This window comes from Flagellimonas hymeniacidonis (assembly GCF_008040165.1).
GTDB classification, from domain to species: Bacteria; Bacteroidota; Bacteroidia; order Flavobacteriales; family Flavobacteriaceae; genus Flagellimonas; species Flagellimonas hymeniacidonis.
Window position 1 is genome coordinate 1,233,329 of the sequence record NZ_VRUR01000002.1, and the last position, 19,074, is coordinate 1,252,402.

The window sequence follows — 19,074 nt, forward strand, 5'->3', positions numbered from 1 at the left end:
TTTTGAATTACAAGCCTCTAATGTAGCTTCCATACAAGTCTTTAAACTCATAGCCCTTTGTGAATCGTTGTTTGCCCAATTTTTTATGGGCAACCAATCCCCAAAGCAGTAATTCCTTCATAAAATAGGAGTCTTCTTTTAAGACCTCTGGTTGATGTTCGACTAGTAAATCATTCAATGGAGCTACTGCATCTAATTTTGCGCAATACGCTTTGTCTGAATCTTCATCCAATAATTCAAAGCCTTCTCCATCAAAAAACCAATGGATTAAATCGTCATAAGCAGTTTCAGCATCTTTGCGTTCCAGTTTTGAAATCTCGGGAAAATAGTTTGGAAATAGCGATTTTATAGCATCTTCTATTAATATTTCGGCAACAGAGCCAGCACCTTCTTGTTCACCTTCGTAAACCAGCTCCACTTTTCCGGTTATCGATGGAATCACGCCCATGAAGTCAATCAAGCGAATGCCCGTATTCTTTTCTCCAGATTTTATCATCCGTCTTTCCGCAGTGCTTAATAAATTTTCAAATGCAGTTATACTCATTCTTGCACTTACACCACTCTTGGCATCTACATATTCACTTTTACGCGCTTCAAAGCTAATTTGCTCCAAAACATCCATAGCTACTTCTGGTACATGAATGTTATCTAACTGCCTACTATCCAATTGGGCTTCTTGTTTGGTTATCTTCTTTGCGATGTCTATACTTTCTGGATAATGGGTAAGTATTTGTGAACCAATCCTATCTTTCAATGGAGTTACAATACTACCTCTGTTGGTATAATCTTCTGGGTTTGCTGTAAACACAAATTGTAAATCTAAAGCAAGTCTTAGTTTGAATCCTCTAATCTGTATATCCCCTTCTTGTAATATATTAAATAATGCTACTTGAATTCTTGCTTGAAGGTCTGGAAGTTCATTAATAACAAAAATGCAGCGGTTTGCTCTTGGTATCATTCCAAAATGAATCACCCTATCATCCGCATACGAAAGCTTCAGGTTTGCCGCCTTTATAGGATCTATGTCTCCTATTAAATCAGCAACGGTAACATCTGGTGTGGCCAATTTTTCATAGAATCGTTCGTCTCTATGAATCCAACTGATGGGAGTGTCGTCACCTTTTTCCTTAATGATCTCCGTAGCAAATCTAGAAATGGGCTGGAACGGATCGTCATGAACTTCGGAACCTTCCACAACAGGAATCCATTCATCCAATAACTGAACCATTAGCCTGGCCAGCCTTGTTTTAGCTTGACCTCGAAGACCCAGTAGGTTGATGTTATGTCTAGATAAAATGGCTCGCTCCAGCTCCGGTATTACTGAGTTTTCATAACCCCAAACACCATGAAAAGTCTCTTCTCCACTAGCGATTTTCTCTAATAGATTTTCTCGCAATTCATCCTTAATGCTCTTGCTTTCATACCCTGAAGCTTTTAATTGCCCAAGGGTTTTTATTTTATTGTGATCTAGCTTCATCGTGTATAAGTGCTATCCTTTAATTCTTTTTCTTCTATTTTGTTCGTAATCCTCAAAAATCATTTCACCAAGTCCCTTCAATCCAGTGTAAAACGCTTTCCCTTTATTGGCTTGGGTAAATTCCCTTACAAATTGCATGAGGTAAGGGTCTTGAGCAATCATAAAAGTAGTTATGGGAATGTGCAGCTTTCTGGCCTGTTGGGCCATGGCATAACACTTCTCCACTATATAATCATCGAGTCCAACACTATTTTTATAATAATCACCATTAGGAAGCCTCAAACAAGAAGGTTTTCCATCAGTAATCATAAAAATTTGCTTATTGGTGTTTCGCTTTCTCCTTAGCATGTCCATTGCCAATTGAAGACCAGCAACCGTATTGGTATGGTATGGACCAACCTTTAAATACGGTAAATCTTTTATGGGTATAGGCCAAGCATCATTGCCAAAAACCAAAATATCCAATGTATCCTTAGGATATCGGGTTGTGATTAATTCAGCAAGTGCCATAGCCACTTTTTTAGCTGGGGTGATGCGGTCTTCACCATATAGAATCATACTATGGCTGATATCTATCATTAACACAGTACTCATTTGAGCCTTGTACTGAGTGTCCTCCACTACCAAATCTTCTTCGCTCAGTGCAAAGCTATCTAAACCATGGTTAATTTGGGCGTTTTTTAAACTTTCCGTCATGGAAATATGCTCCAAAGCATCTCCAAAACGATATTCCCTAAATTCTCCCGTATGCTCATCCCCCCTGCCCGACTTGCCCGTTTTATGATTACCAGAACCACTTCTTTTCAACTTTCCGAAAATCTGCTCTAAAGCCCTTTTTCGTAAGGCACGTTCCAATTTGGCGGTTATGGATAAACTTCCACCACCGTCGCCCTCTTCTCCATCTCCTTGCTCTCCATCTGTATCAAATTCTTCCAGGATAAAACCTTTGGCCTTTAAATCTTCAATAAAATCATCAATAGTATAATCCTCATCGGTGAGCTCATATTCCTTATCCAACTCGCGAAGCCAATCCAAGGCCTCTTCCACATCTCCAGAAGTATGCGTAACAAGTTCTTGAAAAATCTCAAAAAGTTTTTCGAACGGAGTTTGATCAGGGGCTTCGTAAGTAGTAAATCGAAATCCCTTTCTTGTATTCATAGCCATTATATAAAATTAACACATTCTGCTTTTACCATCATGGCTTTAAAGAAAACTTAACGCTTCTGTTTATGTTTGTAACCATGGACAAGCAATTGTGTTTTGGTTTTTATAATACTTTTCCCCTTTGGATAAATGAACAATTTGGAATACAGCAATTTGAATTCCCTAATCTTCCAATGTCAAATTTTAAACCGAAGCCCATTAATGACCGTTTGCGACTTGGCCATCAAATGGAATATGTGTTTGAACAATTGATTTCATATTCTAAACATTGGAAAATCATAGCAAAAAATGTATTAGTAGATGAGGGGAAAAATAGAATTGGCGAAATCGATTTTATCATTAGAAATAGGACAACCGCACAGATTTACCATGTAGAATTGGCTTATAAGTTCTACATCGTCAATCCAGAAATATCTGAACCTATTCACCGTTTAATGGGACCCAATAAAAAAGACATGTTCTTTACCAAATTGGATAAATTGAAAGAAAAGCAATTTCCATTGTTGTATGCTGCAGAGCTAAAAGATAAACTTCAAAAATTACAGGTAAACCCAGAGGCTGTTAAACAACAAGTGTGCTTTAAAACGCAGCTTTTCGCCCCCTATTCTGATGCTCCTATTTCAATACGTCCCTTAAACAAGAACTGTATTCAGGGTAAGTGGATTCGGTTTGATGATTTCAACTCAGAAGCGTTTAAAACATTCGAATACTATATGCCATTTAAAAGGGAATGGGTAATAGCACCTAGTCTAAATAGAGCGTATGCCACGCATTATGCGACACTTCTAGAAATTAACTTGAGGATGTTAAAAGAAAATGCGCCCATGCTTTGGCTTAAAAAACCAGATGGTACCATTGAAAAACTGTTTGTGGTTTGGTGGTAAGCTTGTATTATTTGATAAAATTTTTAAACTAATTTAATCTATATGCAACCTTTCACAATTTGACTTGTCTTTAGATTATAATTAAAAATTTATGCTAAAGAACTTTACTCAATTTGTTTTACTTCTAGTATTGCTATGCTGTAGTTCACAATTAAAAGCTCAGGAAGAGGAACCTAAAGATTATATTGAATTTAATGACCGTAAAAATGTAGTTCATGGGGTTTATTTGGGACTTACTGCTCACTATGGGGAATTGAAAAGTATACCCACCTATGGCTTTGGTTTTAAAATGGCCTATGTTGCCAATCAACAGTTTGAAGTTGGTATAGCGGCTACCGTTCTACAGTCAGACCAAGAGTTCATTACCGTTCAAGATGTTGATAATAAGCTTATTGGAGCATATGTAGGAGCACACTTGGAACCTATTTTCTTTAGTAAAAAAAGGGTCAACTTATCTTTCCCTTTGTTCGTTGGAGTAGGCGGAATTGGTTACACAACCCCAGGAGAAGACGATTTTGATGATGAGTTTATAGAAGACGAGTTTGAAAATGTAAATACCATTTTTGTTGTTGAACCGGGAGTAAGTGCACTTTTCAACATATCCAGATACGTACAATTAGAGGCAGGTGTCAAATATCGTTTTACAAATAAAATAGATCTTGCTACTAGTCCTATTAAGAGATTAAATGGATTTTCTACTGGTATTGGAGTAAAAGTTGGCGTCTTTAATATGGGAAGAAACCGTTACAAGAAGAATATTTCGGAAAAAGAATAACACTCTACCTATTTATGCCGCTCCATCAGCACCTTTTCAATATCATTCAATTGATATCCTTTGGCCTGTAACAATATTAGGTAGTGAAACAGTAGATCGGCACTCTCACTCAGAAAAAGTTCATCATTGTTATCCTTTGCCTCAATTACGGTTTCCACTGCCTCTTCTCCTACCTTTTGTGCTATTTTGTTTATTCCCTTTCTAAAAAGTGATGCTACATAGCTATCAGGGTTTTCAGCGTCATCTTTGCGTGATGTAATAATTTCTTCCAAAGTGGAAAGGAACCCATACTCTTGGATATTTTCTTCTGCCCAGCAGGTATCCGTCCCTTTATGGCACGTTGGGCCTTCTGGATTAACGGTTACGAGCAAAGCATCATGATCACAATCGTTTTTTATGCTTACAAGTCCTAAGAAGTTTCCACTCTCCTCGCCTTTTGTCCAAAGTCGATTTTTACTTCGGCTAAAGAAGGTCACTTTTTTGGTCTCTTGGGTTACGGTTAGTGCTTCTTGATTCATGTATCCCAACATTAAAACGTTCTTTGTTTGAGCATCTTGAACAATTACTGGAACCAATCCGTCTGTATTTTTAGTGAAGTCTATTTTCATATCTATAATCTAACGGGGATTCCCTCTTTCTTAAGTTCTTTTTTTAAATCTTTTATTTCAATTTCCTTAAAATGAAAAATACTTGCCGCCAAGGCAGCGTCGGCTTTTCCATCGATAAAGGTATCTGTAAAATGCGAAACAGCTCCTGCTCCACCTGAAGCAATTACCGGAATGTTGACAAGGGTAGACAATTTAGCCAAAGCCTTGTTCGCAAATCCGTTTTTTGTACCATCGTGATCCATGGAAGTAAACAGAATTTCTCCTGCTCCACGTTCCTCAACTTCTTTGGCCCATTCAAACAAATCAATTTCCGTAGGTACTTTTCCGCCTACCAAATGTACCTTCCAGTTTCCATCAATCTGTTTTGCATCGATTGCTACTACAATACATTGTGAGCCAAATTTAGCCACAAGTTCGTCAATCAATTCTGGTCTTTTTACCGCTGAAGAATTAATAGAAACTTTGTCCGCTCCGTTTTGAAGCAAAACATCGACATCCTCGACTGATGATATTCCGCCGCCAACAGTAAATGGTATATTGACCTTCTCGGCTACATGATACACTAAATCTGCCAAAGTCTTTCTTCGTTCTTCGGTAGCTGAAATATCTAAGAATACCAGTTCATCCGCTCCTTCTTGGGCATAAATTTCTGCAAGTTCCACAGGGTCACCAGCATCCCTTAAATCAACAAAGTTGATTCCCTTTACGGTACGTCCGTTTTTAATATCCAAGCAAGGGATTATTCTTTTCGTTAGCATTTAATCTTCATTTTTTACCGTGAGGTCTACTCCATCATAAAATCCCAGATCTCTATTATTCAATATCTTGGTCCACAATGCTATTTGCCCTGTATGATAAGACAAATGCTCAACTACATGAACAATGTTTCCAACACCAGAAAACTCAAAACCCTGGACCGATCTTTTCTTTAATAACTCTTCAATAGTAACTTCTGAAATGGCTTTTTTTGCGTCTTCAACTGTAGAGACCAACTTCTGAAAAAGTTCGTTTTTGGTATATCCTGACAATACTGAAAACTCTTCATCACGATTTCGATTGTCCTCTATACCTTGAAGTGAAGCAATTCCGTATTGGGTAATGTTACCGCATAAGTGCAAGATTAAATTTCCAATACTATTGGTCGCTTCATTTGGCTTCTGCCAAATTACTTCTTCAGACAACTTGTCTAAGCAAATTTTTATCATTCTTAGACTTTCGTCCATTCGATAATTTGCATTGAGCACAAATTCCTCTTGTATCTGATTATCCATTTTCCAAAATATAATTTTCCAACTGTTTCAAACTAATTCTGTTTTCATAGATGGCTTTACCTATAATAGTTCCTTCACAACCAATTTCTGCTAGTTTCGGCAATTCTTCAAAACTGGAAATGCCACCACTGGCAATCAAGTTTATGCCAACAACTTCTGTATCCTCTACCCCACTCCCAGTCACCAAAGTTTCATTTTTCATAGTCTTGGACAAAATCTTTTTATAAAGATCAAATGATGGGCCTTCCAGCATTCCATCTTTACTGATATCCGTACAAATGATGTATTTAACTCCTTTTTTCTGATACGATTGAATAAAAGGGATTAACTCCTTATCAGAGTCTTCCAACCATCCGGAAATTGATACTTTTTCATCTTTGGCGTCAGCACCCAAAATGATTTTTGTTGAGCCGTATTTTTGTAGCCACCCTAAGAAGGTTTCTTTATCCTTTACTGCAATACTCCCTCCTGTTATTTGACTTGCGCCGCACTCAAAAGCGATATGTAAGTCCTCATCCGCCTTTAAACCGCCTCCAAAATCAATTTTTAAACTGGTCTTGGTCGCGATACTTTCCAACACTTTATGGTTGACAATATGCTTTGACTTGGCACCATCTAAATCCACCAAATGCAAATGCTCTATTCCATGAGCCTCAAATTGCATGGCAACTTCCAATGGATTTTCATTGTATACCTTTTTGGTGTCATAATCGCCTTTGGATAATCTGACACACTTACCGTCGATAATATCTATAGCTGGAATTATTCGCATTTAGTTCTTCTTTTTAAACATCCATGTTTCAGGATTGGGAATGGATTCAAAACCATAAGTCGTATAAAGTGAGTGGGCATCATTGGTGCGTAATCCCATTCCTTTTACATTTTGTAATTCCGGGTAATTAAAAATATAGTCCAAAAGCATTTTTCCGATTCCTTTTCCTTGATGTTTTTCTACAACAAAAACATCCATTAACCACGCGAAAACCACAAAATCCGTAACAATTCTGGCAAAGGCAATTTGTTCTCCATCTTTGGCGAAAACACCAAAACATAATGCATTCTCCATCGATTTAACCACCAACTCCTCACTTCTTCCTTTCGCCCAATAGGATTCTTCAGAAAGGTATTTATGAATCAATGGGACATCCATTTTTGATTTCTCAGTCGATATATAAAAATCAGCACTCATTATAGTTCTAAAAAGTTTTTCAAAATCTGTGCTCCTACGTCACTACTTTTTTCAGGGTGAAATTGTGTTCCATAAAAATTATCTTTCTGCAATGCCGCGCTATATCCCAGGGCATATTCTGATTCTGCTATAGTTCCATCACCAAGTGGCGCATAATAACTGTGCACCAAATAAATATGGGATTTTTCTGGAATGGTTTTGAATAAATCTGATTTTAACTCACTGATTTCATTCCACCCTATTTGAGGCACTTTTACAGATTTTGGAAACTTCACCACATCTAAATCAAAAATTCCAAGCCCATCAGTATTTCCTTCTTCGGAAAAATTACACATCAACTGCATTCCTAAACAAATACCCAAAACAGGCTGGTTTAAATTAGGGATTATCTTATCCAAACCACTTGTTCTTAACTTGGTCATTGCAGAGCTTGCTTCGCCTACCCCAGGAAATATCACTTTATCCGCATTTTGGATCTCCGCTACATTATCACTCAAAATAGCTTCGTACCCTAATCGCTGTATTGCAAATTTGATGCTTTGTATGTTTCCAGCTCCGTAATTTATTATTACAATTTTCATCTACAGCATTCCTTTTGTAGATGGCAACACCATCTTTTCAACATCTCTTTTCACCGCCATTTTAATTGATTTTGCAAATGCTTTAAAAATTGCTTCGATTTTATGGTGCTCATTTGTTCCTTCAGCTTTCACGTTCAAGTTGGCCTTTGCGCCATCAGTAAAGGATTTAAAAAAGTGATGAAACATCTCTGTTGGCATATCACCAACTTTTTCACGATTAAAATCTGCATCCCAAACCAACCAATTACGACCACCAAAATCAATTGCTACTTGTGCCAAGCAGTCATCCATGGGTAAACAGAAGCCATAACGTTCTATGCCTAGTTTATTCCCTAGAGCCTTAGAAAACACCTCTCCTAATGCAATGGCTGTATCTTCAATGGTATGGTGTTCATCCACTTCTAAATCACCGTTTACCTTTATTTCCAAATCCATTTGCCCATGTCTGGCAAGTTGGTCCAACATATGATCAAAAAAAGCCAGCCCGGTATTGATGTTGCTTTTTCCAGTCCCATCTAGATTTAGTTTAATTTGGATATCCGTTTCATTGGTCTTTCTTGAAATCTCTGAAACCCGGTTTTCCAACTTTAAAAATTCATAGATCTTTTCCCAATCATTGCTCTCTAAAACGATATGATCGTCAAGTTCTTCTCGCTTTACCGTAATCTCCCCAGTTCCTAGATTAGTTTCATCATTAATGAAAATTCCTTTTGCACCTAAGTTCTTAGCCAATTCCATATCCGTTAACCGATCACCGAGCACAAATGAATTTTCTAGATCGTATTCTTCAGAAAAATATTCAGTCAGCAAACCAGTTCCAGGTTTTCTCGTATTGGCATTCTCTTTAGGAAATGTCTTGTCAATAAAAATCTTATCAAAAACGACTCCTTCATTTTCAAAGGATTTTAAAATGAAATTGTGAACAGGCCAGAAGGTCTCCTCTGGAAAGATATCAGTACCTAAACCATCTTGATTGGTTATCATGACCAATTCATAATCCAACTCTTTTGCAATTTTACCTAAGAATGTAAATGCTTTGGGATAGAAAATCATTTTTTCAAATGCATCTATCTGTTCATCAACAGTTTCTTTTATGATAGTACCATCTCTATCTATAAAAAGTACTTTTTTAGCCATTACTTTAGTTCTTTTAAAATAGCAATCAATTTTTTGTTCTCATCCGGAGTACCCACTGTAAATCGTAAAGTGTTTTCGCACAAAGGTTGATTACTCCTGTTACGCACCACAACTTGTGCCTCCAAGAGTTCTCGATATCTTTTGTCCGCATCATCAACCTTCACCAACACAAAATTTGAATCTGATGGGTAGGTCTTATTCACAAAATCCAATTCATTCAATGCTTGAACCAAAGTTTTGCGTTCTTTTAAAATCTGCTCAACTTCCTCTTGAACCATTGTATCATCCAGTACTCTTTTAAGCGCTTGATACTGGGTAAGCTGATTTATGTTGTATGGCGGTTTTATTTTGTTAAGGATAGCAATAATTTCTGCGGATGCATAGCATATCCCCAAGCGAATACCTGCCATACCGTAGGCTTTGGACATTGTTTGAGTAATAATCAGATTTGGATGGTTAGCCAAAACTAATAACCAACTCTCGCTTTCTGAGAAATCAATATATGCTTCATCAATGACCACTAGACCATTAAAGTTCTCTATCAATTCTTCAATACGCTTCTTTTGAAAGGCGTTACCAGTTGGGTTGTTGGGTGAACAAATGAATATGATCTTGGTTTTCTCATCTACATTTTCTAGGATTTGGAATACATCTGGTTCAAAATCAGATGTTAGCAGAACTTCTCTATTCTCAACGGCATTAATTCCTGATAAGACTTTGTACATACCATACGTTGGAGGCAGCGTAATCACATTGTCACTGTTAGGTTCGCAGAATGCTCTAAATATCAGATCTAAAACTTCATCACTACCATTTCCAAGGAGAATATTCGCTTCAAGAACCTGTTTCTGTTCTGCCAAAAGTGTCTTTAGACTTCGCTGTTGTGGGTCGGGATAGCGATTTAGACCATTTTCAAAAGGGTTCTCATTGGCATCTAAAAAAATCATTTTAGAGCCATCAGAAATATACTCATCTCTTGCTGATGAATAGGGTTTTAGCCCCCTAACTGTTTCGCGTACTAATTTGTCTATATTGAAAACCATCGTTATTCCAAACTTTTTAATCTCAAGGTCACAGCATTTTTGTGAGCCTGCAAACCTTCTGCTTCTGCCATTAGCTCAATTGCATTACCAATGCCCAATATTCCTTCCTGATTTATTTTTTGAAAAGTCATACTCTTCATAAAACTATCAAGATTTACACCACTGTATTGCTTTGCATATCCGTTTGTGGGAAGGGTATGGTTGGTTCCTGATGCGTAGTCTCCTGCACTTTCAGGAGTATAGTTTCCTATAAACACTGAACCTGCATTGACCGTATTCTCAATAAAAATTTCTTCATTTTCTACACAGACAATATAATGTTCAGGACCATATTCATTAATCAAATCAATTGCATTTTCATCGTTATCTATTAAAATAAGCTTGCTGTTCTCAATGGCTTTTTCAGCTATAGCTTTACGCGGAAGTGACTGTATTTGATTTTCTATTTCCACTGCAACATCATTTAATAGTTTTTCTGAAGTAGAAACCAATATGACCTGACTATCTATACCGTGTTCCGCTTGGCTCAATAAGTCTGATGCCACAAAGGCAGCATTGGCAGAATCATCAGCCACAACCAACAACTCACTTGGCCCTGCTGGCATATCTATAGCTACTCCATATTTTGTCGCTATTTGTTTAGCTACAGTAACGTATTGATTTCCTGGTCCAAATATCTTATAAACTTTTGGGATGGTATCTGTCCCAAAGGTCATGCCCGCTATAGCTTGTATACCGCCAACTTTGAAAATCTGTGTTACTCCGCAGCATTGAGCTGTATACAAAATTGTTGGATTGATTTCTCCTTTTTGATCTGGTGGCGTGCAAAGGATAATCTCTTTGCAATCGGCAATCTTAGCAGGAACTGCTAACATTAAAATTGTAGAAAACAAGGGAGCGGTACCTCCTGGAATATACAGTCCCACTTTTTGAATAGGTTTTTTCTCTTGCCAACACAGAACCCCAGGCATTGTTTCCAACACTACTTTTTCTGTTTTTTGAGCAGTATGAAACCTTTCAATATTACTCTTTGCTAAAGAAATGGCTTGTTTCAACTCTTCTGAAACTTTTGTTGATGCTACTTCTATTTCTTCCTTGGAAACCAAAAACGACTCTAACTGGACCTTGTCAAATTTTTCAGTATAATTTCCTATGGCCGTATCCCCTTCAGCTTTTATCTCCTCAAAAATTGTATTGACTGTTTCTTCAATATCTGAAACGCTACGAGTTGGCCTTTTTAGTAGCTCTTCCCATTTTTCTCTATTTGGATAACTAATTTTCTGCATAGCTTTTCAAAATCTTTTTTGATAGTGGTAACCTACTATTTGATAGCCTTCTCTTTCCCAAAACTTTTGACCAGATTTGTTCTTTGTATAACAATTAAGTTCAGAACCTTTACACCCAATAGATATAGCGTAATTAAAAATCCATTCCATCATCTGCTTGCCAACGCCTTTACCTTGGTATTCTGGTAGAATGAATACATTATCTAGTTCAATATGCTTTCCAATGTAATATTTGGTCAATATCCATAAACCAGAAATGCCAATAAGCTTGGAACTGTCATAAACACCAGCACACTGATATCCATTGGAAAACATCTCCTCTAATCTTTCATTTAATACTTCAACAGAAATAGAAGGGTCAAGTCTGCTCAAAAATGGAACAATTGTTTTTTTGTCCTCTTGCTCTATAAAAGCTATGTTGTACATCTTACAAAACCATTTTTTCAATTGGGCAAACCAAAATGCCTTCGGCACCAGCTAGTTTTAATTCATCTATAACCTCCCAAAAGGTATCTTTCTTGATTACGGTATGCACAGAACTCCAGCCTTCTTCCGCCAGTGGCAATACCGTAGGACTGCGCATTCCTGGCAACAAAGCAACAATATCATCCAGCTTTTCGTTAGGAGCATTCAGTAAAACATATTTATTCTGTCTTCCTTGCAATACTGATTTTATCCTAAACCGGAGTTTTTCCAGAATTTCCTTTCGTTCCTCAGAAATCTTTGAAGACACAGCCAGAACGGCCTCACTTTTTAGGATTACTTCTACTTCTTTTAAATTGTTTTTAAAAAGAGTGCTCCCACTGGAAACAATGTCACAAATGCCATCAGCCAGACCAATATTTGGTGCTATTTCCACCGATCCATTGATGATATGTAAATCTGCATTTACACCTTTGGACTTTAGATAATCATTGACCGTATTCGGATATGAAGTAGCAATACGTTTACCCTCTAAATCCTGAATGGAATTATATGATACACCTTTAGGCACCGCCAAACATACCCTGCATTTTGAAAAATTTAATTTTTCAGCTATGGTAATGTCCGTTCCTTTTTCTACCAACACGTTTTCTCCAAGTATAGCGATATCAACTACACCATCTCTTAGGTACTGGGGAATGTCTCCATTTCTAAGGTATAGTACTTCTAATGGAAAATTGCGTGCCGTGGCTTTTAGTTGATCTTTTCCATTGTCAATGGAGATCCCGCAATCTTTTAAAATCTTTAAAGAGTCTTCGTTCAAACGTCCACTCTTTTGAACAGCAATTCTAATTTTTGTCATTTCATTACATTTTGTTCGGAAACCAAACAGGTGCAAAAACAAAACCCGTTTGATTTCTCAAACGGGTTAGAATATATTTTAAAAACAACAATACATTTCTATCTCGCCTGAGTGCAAGTATAAAAATGGTGATGATGTGTGTTGTTATTTCTCATTTCGACTTCAAAAGTAGAATATATTTTTATATCAAAAAAGAGTTATTTAGTTATTTCCCAAAATCAATGGTAAACCAGAATCTCCACTACCCACAATAACAACTTTGGAATTTGGGGATTTTGAAAGCTCCAACGTAGCATCTATTCCTTTGTCCTGAAGTATTTTATCTGTTAAGGAAGCACTTAAGATACGGTTGGCATCTGCCTTACCTTGTGCTTCAATAGTCACTTTTTCTGCCTCTTTCTTAGCGGTAACTAATCGGAATTCATATTCCAAAGATTCCTGCTCCTGCTTTAATTTACGCTCAATCGCCTCTTTTATAGTTGGCGGAAGCGTAACATCTCTTACAAGCACCTCATTCAATTGAATGTATTGGCCGTCTACAATTTTCTTTGTCTCTTCAAAAATTTCTTGTTGAATAGCATCCCTTTTGCTTGAATACAATTGCTCTGGAGTATATCTCCCTACTACACTTCTGGCAGCGGAGCGGATAGTTGGTAGCAATATACGCTCTACATAAGACTCTCCTTTTTCTTGGTGTAATCTTCCTAAATCCTCAAATTTTGGTTGAAACCACGCAGAAGCATCAAGTTTTATTTCTAATCCATTAGAAGAAAGTACTTGCATTTTTTCAAAAACTTCTTGTTGTCTAACTTCATAGACATAGACTTTGTTCCACGGGGCCACTAAATGAAAACCTTCCCCAAGGGCAGCCTTATCTGTTACAACACCACCACCAAAAGTCTTATAAAGCACACCTGCTTCACCAGAGCCAATGGTAACGGCCGATTTTGAAATTAGAATAACTAAAAAAATTATGACTGCTATTACTGGTAATGCAATCTTTGGTAATCTATCCATGAGTTTTATTTTATATTAATCCGTTAAATTTTCTGATAAACCATTCTAATGAGAGGGTCAAAACAATTATTCCGAGTAAGATTCGAAAATCGATTAAAGATACGACATTTTGCTTGCTCTTTTGGATTGGAGTAAACCGCTCTGAATTTGATAAATCACTTATCAAAAGCTCCATGTCATTTGGAAAATAAAGCGAACCATTTGTTTTGTCAGCTAGGTCTTTCAGTTTTGTATAATTAGCTGATAGTAATTGTTTTTCTGGGTCAAAATTTAATATTTTGAACGTGCCCGAACGTTTTATGTTTTCTTTTTCTACAGTAACTATAAAATCATATTCGCCTACCTCTAAATCGCTCAAGTCAACCTCAAAAAATGACCCTTTTAGCAACATTGGTGATTCTCTTGAAAAATTATTCTCCCTACCATTTACATTTATTTTAATATCAGCATTGGAATCAAAACTATAGCTCTCATCAAAATAGGATGCGCGGATTCTTGCAATGCTGGGGTTGTCAAAAATGCGGACATAATCTAGCTCCAACCTACTTTTTTGATTATCACTGGCGAGATACACCATGAGTTTACCTATAAAATCATCAAAATTTTTGAAGTTTTGCTGACTTCTAAAGGCTTGTGCACGCCATTTCCATATATTTTCACCAAATAATATCGCTTCCTTGCTTTTATTTTCCGCAAGAATTGAAAACAGCGGTTTATCCAAACTCACTCCTTTTATTTTCTGAAATAGTATAGTTTCAGCATTTTTCTTAAACTCCAAATCCCCTAAATTACTTTTTAAGGGAGGGAAATCTTCTACGTTAAAGTCTGAAAGTCCAAAAACACCAAAGGCATTATTGAGCACGGGCAGTATTTCTTCTGTTTGATTAAAGTTTTCTTTAAAAAAACTCTGTTGAACTTGATTTAAGTATCTCCAATCTGTTTGGGTTCCAGTGATGGTAAAGATGTTCGTTTTAGATTTCGCTATATAATCGTAAATAGCTTTAAATTTTCTGTTGGGTTGGTATAAAATAAAGATATCTGTTTCTTGGAAAGAATCGATATTGTTTGTTGGCTTTACAATAGTGACCGAACGCTGCTCATTGGTTTCTATGGCCTTCTTCAACGCTCCAATATCAGGGTGAAGCATATCTGAAACAATTGTCACATTGGTTTTTTCATCTATTACCTCAATCGCAATTTCCTTGGTGTTGTTTAATCTGTTTTTTTCATTTTCCAACGGTCGCACATCAATTACAATAGACTTTACTCCCACACTTTTGGCTTCCAGCAGTACGTTTACTTCTTTGCTGTTTTCATTTAAGTTAAAATCAATATTTTCCCTATAGACAACTCTTCCATTCATTGCGATGGTAACCAATTGCGATATTGGTTTTGAGCCCTTGTATAAAATATTGGCTTCAACAGGAAACTTGTTCTTAAGAAATGCATAGGTATTGCTGTTGACCAACCCTACGGAAAGATCCTCGTATGCCGTAGTATCCCCAACAACTACAGGGTTTACATCTATTTCTTCTCGTAGATTTATAAAGGAATAATCCCTGCCCAGAGTCTGGTTTCCATCTGTAAATAAGACTACTGCATTTGAACTATTTGTGAAAATTTCATCAGTCGTTGAAAGTGCATTGGCGATATCGGTATTCGTTTTATTAAAATGCAATGAATCCTTCTTAACCACATTGCTGCCAAAGGCATATTGTTGAATTGCGAATCGGTCATTTAAATCTGAATTGGATTCAATGACCTTAATTGCATCTAATATCTCATCTTTATTCGCAGAATTTTCCATGGAAGAAGAGTCATCAATCAATAAAATGAGATTGGACTTCTCTAAGAAATAGTCATTTTTTGTAAACTTGGGATTGATCAATAAAAGTAGTGCGCTAAAAATAGCGATGAATCGCAATCCTGCAAGCCAAATTCTTAGGGAACCTTTTCTGGGGTTTTTATAAAAGTATTGATAAAATACGATGGTAATAGCAGCAAGTGCTGCCAATAAAATAAGGAGTACCGTACGTATTTCCATTCATTTTAGGTTAGCATACCACCATCAACATTAAGCACTTGTCCCGTAACATAGCCCGATAAATCTGAAGCCAAAAACAGACAGGCGTTGGCAACATCTTCTGGGCTTCCGCCTCTCTTTAGTGGAATTGCGTCTCTCCAACCTTGAACGGTCTTTTCGTCTAATTTATCAGTCATTTCAGTTTCAATAAACCCTGGTGCAATTGCATTGCAACGAATGTTTCTAGAGCCCAGTTCCAAGGCGACAGATTTTGTGAATCCTATCATTCCAGCTTTAGAAGCGGCATAATTGGTCTGTCCAGCATTTCCTTTCACCCCTACTACACTGCTCATATTGATTATGGATCCTTTACGTTGTTTTAACATGGTACGCTGAACGGCCTTTGTCATGTTGAAAACCGACTTTAAATTGATTTCTATTACCTTATCAAAGTCTTCCTCTCCCATCCTCATCAAAAGGTTATCCTTGGTGATCCCTGCATTATTGATAAGCACATCTATGCTTTCAAAATCCTCCAATACCTTTGCTACTAATTCCTCTGATTCTGAAAAACTTGCTGCATTACTCTTATATGCTTTTGCTTTAACTCCCATGCCTGAAAGTTCTTTTTCCAGCTCCAAAGCTGGTGCTTCGCTAGAGCTATATGTAAAAGCCACATTCGCTCCATGTTGTCCAAATACTTGTGCTATTCCTTTTCCTATTCCTCTACTAGCTCCGGTAATGATTACATTTTTGCCCTCCAAAAGTTTCATAATGTTCAAAATTTAGTCGTCTGGTTGATAATCAAATATAGTTTTTGTTTTACGTATTGACGAAAAAAAATCCCGTATAGCACGGGATTTACAATAGTTTTAACGATTGGTTATCCAATCACTTCTTTTACTTTAACGCCTATCTTTGCAGGAGAATCCACTACATGGATGCCACATTCGCTCATGATACGTTTTTTAGCCTGAGCAGTATCATCACTACCTCCAACGATAGCACCTGCATGCCCCATTGTTCTCCCAGCTGGAGCAGTCTCTCCTGCAATAAAACCGACAATAGGTTTTTTGCTTCCGCTTTCTTTATACCATTTGGCTGCATCTGCTTCCAATTGCCCTCCAATTTCACCGATCATAACGACACATTCTGTTTCTGGGTCATTTATTAAAAGTTCTACGGCTTCTTTTGTTGTTGTTCCGATAATCGGATCTCCTCCAATTCCAATAGCTGTAGTAATTCCTAATCCTTGGCGTACTACCTGGTCAGCAGCTTCGTAGGTCAATGTTCCTGATTTAGAAACAATTCCAACATGTCCTTTCTTGAAAACAAAACCAGGCATGATACCTACTTTTGCCTCACCAGGAGTAATAACGCCCGGGCAGTTAGGACCAACCAAGGTACAGTCCATATTTTTTATATAATCATTCGCTTTCACCATATCGGCAACAGGAATTCCCTCTGTGATTGTAATAATCACTTTAATTCCAGCACTAGCAGCTTCCATTATAGCGTCTGCAGCAAATGCAGGCGGCACAAAAATAATCGTAGTATCTGCTCCTAATTCTCTCACAGCATCTTCCACAGTATTAAAAACAGGCCTGTCCAAGTGCTCTTGTCCACCCTTTCCAGGGGTAACACCGCCTACAACATTGGTTCCATATTCAATCATCTGACCTGCATGGAATGTTCCTTCGCTCCCTGTGAAACCTTGAACAATTATTTTTGAATCTTTATTTACTAGAACACTCATATTTTTCTGATTATTACGCTGGACAAAAGTATGGTTTTGTCTATAATATTTAAAGTAATTTATTTGCTATTTCTTTTAGCATTCTTAAGCAATGAGGGAAGGTTTTTTATAGTTGCCAATTCTTTCATTTTTGCCCTGGCATTTGTTGCCGGGCTACCAAAATACGTTTTTCCGCCTTCCAAGCTTTCGGCAACACCAGATTGTGCATATACCACGGCTCCCTTACCAATCGTGATTCCACTAATTACTCCAACTTGGCCCCAAAGCGTCACTTCATTTTCAACAATTACACAGCCGGCTATTCCCGTATGGGAAGCAATTAAACATTTTTGGCCTATTACGGTGTCATGTCCAATTTGTATCTGATTGTCCAATTTAGACCCTTGTTTTATGGTGGTGTCTCCTGTGACTCCCCTATCAATGGTACAAGACGCACCTATATCTACATTATCCTCTATTACCACCCTGCCGCCAGAAAGTAACTTATCAAACCCCTCAGGTCTATTTTTATAATAGAAGGCATCTGCACCAAGTACTGTTCCACTATGAATAGTCACATTGTTCCCAATAACACAATTATCATAAATAGAAACATTGGCATGGATAACACAGTTTTTTCCAATCTTTACGTGATTTCCGATAAAAGTGTTGGGTTGAATTATGGTACCGTCCCCAATTTCTGCTGTTTCAGCTATTGAACTGGAAGCACTTTTAAAAGGTTTAAAAAAATGAGTGAGCTTATTGAAATCTCTAAATGGATCATCAGAAATTAAAAGTGCTTTTCCTTCCGGACATTCCACTTTTTTATTGATAAGCACTACAGAGGCATTGGACTCTAAAGCTTTATCATAATACTTTGGATGGTCTACAAAAACAATATCACCCTTCTCCACCACATGGATTTCGTTCATTCCAAATATAGGAAAGTTAGAATTTCCAACAAACTCAGTGTTAATTATTTCTGATACCTCTTTTAAAGTATACGTTTTAGGAAATTTCATTCAGAATCATTCTTTTACTCTTTCCATGTATGCACCTTTCTCGGCATCCACTTTGATCTTATCACCTTCATTAATAAAAAGAGGCACGTTGATTCTAGCACCGGTCTCCACAGTAGCGGGCTTGGTTGCGTTAGTGGCTGTGTTTCCTTTAACCCCAGGTTCCGTATGGGTAACTTCTAAAATAACACTGGCAGGCATATCAACAGACAGAGGCATACTATCCTCAGTATTGAACAGAATGGTAACGACTTGCCCTTCCTTAAGTAAGTCTGGAGAATCCAAGGAACTCTTCTCAAGTGTAATTTGGTTATAATCGTCTGTATTCATGAAATGAAAGGTGTCCCCATCAGCATATAAGTATTGATACGATCTTGTCTCCACCCGTACATCATCAATTTTATGCCCTGCAGAAAAAGTATTATCAATTACTTTTCCCGTAGTAACACTTTTTAACTTTGTACGGACAAAAGCTGGGCCCTTTCCAGGTTTTACATGTAGAAATTCTACTATTTTAAAAATATCGTGATTGTATTTTATGCACAATCCTTTTCGTATATCTGATGTACTTGCCATAGTA

At 37.2% G+C, this 19,074-nt stretch carries 21 protein-coding genes; 2 read left to right on the forward strand and 19 right to left on the reverse strand.

Translation table 11 applies throughout. The features are described 5' to 3' along the window. Positions 1-7: 7 nt before the first annotated feature. Positions 8-1,477, reverse strand: coding sequence for a magnesium chelatase (locus FVB32_RS14470; RefSeq protein WP_147744548.1), 1,470 nt, complete (start codon positions 1,475-1,477; stop codon positions 8-10). 12 nt (positions 1,478-1,489) lie between these two features. Then, entirely contained in the window at positions 1,490-2,641 is a 1,152-nt protein-coding gene (locus FVB32_RS14475; protein ID WP_147744549.1) for a vWA domain-containing protein, read from the reverse strand. A gap of 173 nt (positions 2,642-2,814) precedes the next feature. Between FVB32_RS14475 and FVB32_RS14480 the strand changes: the two genes are divergently transcribed. Then, positions 2,815-3,525, forward strand: coding sequence for a DUF1853 family protein (locus tag FVB32_RS14480; RefSeq protein ID WP_187269591.1), 711 nt, complete (start codon positions 2,815-2,817; stop codon positions 3,523-3,525). A gap of 91 nt (positions 3,526-3,616) precedes the next feature. Then, complete coding sequence (locus tag FVB32_RS14485) at positions 3,617-4,300, forward strand: hypothetical protein (RefSeq protein WP_147744551.1); 684 nt, start codon at positions 3,617-3,619, stop codon at positions 4,298-4,300. Between the two features lie 8 nt (positions 4,301-4,308). Here FVB32_RS14485 and hisIE read toward each other — a convergent pair whose 3' ends face one another. The 17 genes from hisIE to efp all read right to left on the reverse strand — a co-directional run bounded on the left by hisIE (position 4,309) and on the right by efp (position 19,070). Next, a complete protein-coding gene (gene hisIE, locus FVB32_RS14490; protein ID WP_147744552.1) occupies positions 4,309-4,908 on the reverse strand; it encodes a bifunctional phosphoribosyl-AMP cyclohydrolase/phosphoribosyl-ATP diphosphatase HisIE in 600 nt (199 codons plus the stop codon). A gap of 2 nt (positions 4,909-4,910) precedes the next feature. Continuing rightward, positions 4,911-5,666 (reverse strand): imidazole glycerol phosphate synthase subunit HisF, encoded by a 756-nt coding sequence (hisF, locus tag FVB32_RS14495; protein ID WP_147744553.1) that lies wholly within the window; start codon positions 5,664-5,666, stop codon positions 4,911-4,913. Next, positions 5,667-6,179: a DinB family protein gene (locus FVB32_RS14500; RefSeq protein ID WP_147744554.1), complete on the reverse strand. Its 513-nt coding sequence runs from the start codon at positions 6,177-6,179 to the stop codon at positions 5,667-5,669. Beyond that, positions 6,172-6,951: a 1-(5-phosphoribosyl)-5-[(5-phosphoribosylamino)methylideneamino]imidazole-4-carboxamide isomerase gene (locus FVB32_RS14505; RefSeq protein ID WP_147744555.1), complete on the reverse strand. Its 780-nt coding sequence runs from the start codon at positions 6,949-6,951 to the stop codon at positions 6,172-6,174. Before FVB32_RS14505 ends, FVB32_RS14500 begins: the two co-directional genes overlap by 8 nt. Further along, positions 6,952-7,368, reverse strand: a complete 417-nt coding sequence (locus tag FVB32_RS14510; protein WP_147744556.1) for a GNAT family N-acetyltransferase — start codon at positions 7,366-7,368, stop codon at positions 6,952-6,954. Then, positions 7,368-7,949 (reverse strand): imidazole glycerol phosphate synthase subunit HisH, encoded by a 582-nt coding sequence (hisH, locus tag FVB32_RS14515; protein WP_147744557.1) that lies wholly within the window; start codon positions 7,947-7,949, stop codon positions 7,368-7,370. The genes FVB32_RS14510 and hisH overlap by 1 nt, the downstream gene beginning before the upstream one ends. Next, positions 7,950-9,086 (reverse strand): bifunctional histidinol-phosphatase/imidazoleglycerol-phosphate dehydratase HisB, encoded by a 1,137-nt coding sequence (hisB, locus tag FVB32_RS14520; RefSeq protein ID WP_147744558.1) that lies wholly within the window; start codon positions 9,084-9,086, stop codon positions 7,950-7,952. Beyond that, the gene (hisC, locus tag FVB32_RS14525; protein WP_147744559.1) at positions 9,086-10,129 is read right to left on the reverse strand and encodes a histidinol-phosphate transaminase; all 1,044 of its coding nucleotides are present in this window, start codon (positions 10,127-10,129) and stop codon (positions 9,086-9,088) included. Before hisC ends, hisB begins: the two co-directional genes overlap by 1 nt. A 2-nt stretch (positions 10,130-10,131) precedes the next feature. Then, a complete protein-coding gene (gene hisD / locus FVB32_RS14530; RefSeq protein ID WP_147744560.1) occupies positions 10,132-11,415 on the reverse strand; it encodes a histidinol dehydrogenase in 1,284 nt (427 codons plus the stop codon). Between the two features lie 6 nt (positions 11,416-11,421). After that, entirely contained in the window at positions 11,422-11,841 is a 420-nt protein-coding gene (locus FVB32_RS14535) for a GNAT family N-acetyltransferase (protein WP_147744561.1), read from the reverse strand. A 1-nt stretch (position 11,842) separates the two neighbouring features. Next, on the reverse strand, positions 11,843-12,700 hold the full coding sequence (hisG, locus tag FVB32_RS14540; RefSeq protein ID WP_147744562.1) for an ATP phosphoribosyltransferase: 858 nt from the start codon (positions 12,698-12,700) through the stop codon (positions 11,843-11,845). 201 nt (positions 12,701-12,901) lie between these two features. Beyond that, positions 12,902-13,717, reverse strand: coding sequence for a prohibitin family protein (locus FVB32_RS14545; RefSeq protein ID WP_147744563.1), 816 nt, complete (start codon positions 13,715-13,717; stop codon positions 12,902-12,904). Between the two features lie 10 nt (positions 13,718-13,727). Continuing rightward, positions 13,728-15,761 carry a vWA domain-containing protein gene (locus tag FVB32_RS14550; RefSeq protein ID WP_147744564.1) on the reverse strand — a complete coding sequence of 678 codons (2,034 nt, stop codon included), beginning with the start codon at positions 15,759-15,761 and terminating at the stop codon, positions 13,728-13,730. A gap of 5 nt (positions 15,762-15,766) precedes the next feature. Then, positions 15,767-16,513, reverse strand: a complete 747-nt coding sequence (gene fabG, locus FVB32_RS14555; protein ID WP_109663333.1) for a 3-oxoacyl-[acyl-carrier-protein] reductase — start codon at positions 16,511-16,513, stop codon at positions 15,767-15,769. A gap of 110 nt (positions 16,514-16,623) precedes the next feature. After that, the gene (sucD, locus tag FVB32_RS14560; RefSeq protein ID WP_147744565.1) at positions 16,624-17,496 is read right to left on the reverse strand and encodes a succinate--CoA ligase subunit alpha; all 873 of its coding nucleotides are present in this window, start codon (positions 17,494-17,496) and stop codon (positions 16,624-16,626) included. Positions 17,497-17,555: 59 nt separating this feature from the next. After that, positions 17,556-18,497, reverse strand: a complete 942-nt coding sequence (locus tag FVB32_RS14565; RefSeq protein ID WP_147744566.1) for a UDP-3-O-(3-hydroxymyristoyl)glucosamine N-acyltransferase — start codon at positions 18,495-18,497, stop codon at positions 17,556-17,558. 6 nt (positions 18,498-18,503) lie between these two features. Next, on the reverse strand, positions 18,504-19,070 hold the full coding sequence (efp, locus tag FVB32_RS14570) for an elongation factor P (RefSeq protein WP_147744567.1): 567 nt from the start codon (positions 19,068-19,070) through the stop codon (positions 18,504-18,506). Positions 19,071-19,074 lie beyond the last annotated feature (4 nt).